Source organism: Streptomyces sp. MB09-02B (assembly GCF_033794485.1).
In the GTDB taxonomy this organism is placed as follows: Bacteria; Actinomycetota; Actinomycetes; order Streptomycetales; family Streptomycetaceae; genus Streptomyces.
On record NZ_JARGEE010000991.1, the window covers coordinates 1 to 646 of the forward strand.

Genomic DNA, 646 nt, shown 5'->3' on the forward strand with positions numbered 1-646 from the left:
CCCCACACCCCCCAACCCGTCCGGTCGCCCCGGTAGGGACGACGTGCTGGCTGCCTATCTGGATCTGATGTGTCTGCGGGTCGCCGTGCGGCTCGCTGCGGTGAACGGGGTGCGAGGGGCCGGCGTGCGGCGGCTGGCCGCGCAGGTTTCGGGGCAGGTGCACGAGGCGGCCCGGCGATGTCTCGGCCCGGGCCAGGGGGAGTTGGACCGGGCGGCGTTCGAGGCGGTGTTCCCGTGGGGACCGGTGCCGGGACGGCGGCTCGGCGGCACCACCGGCTGGGCCTCGGCCGTACTCACCGAGGGCCTGCTCGTCCCGGCCGGCGACGGCTACCGCTTCGCCCACGAGGAGCTGGCCGACTGGATCCAGGGCGCCCACCTGGACCTCGACGCCGCCCTGCACGCGCTCGTGCACCACGGCTGGGTCGCCCAGGCGGAGGCACGGCGGGGCTGGGGCACCATGCCCTCGGAGGCCCGCGTACGCAGGCAGGCCCGCCGCGCCACCCGCAACCTCCCCGTGCCGCGCCACCGGATCGGCCCCGTCGTCCACGCCCTGCTCCTCCTCGGCCGGCAACAGGGCCCCACCGAACTCGACCTGTCCCTCATACACACTCGAAGCTGCCGACAAATAGCGTTCATGATAAGCCGA

1 pseudogene is annotated in these 646 nt (G+C 74.3%); it reads left to right on the top strand.

The features are described 5' to 3' along the window. Positions 1-646 (top strand): annotated as a pseudogene (locus P1P70_RS45510) (hypothetical protein); the annotation flags it as partial.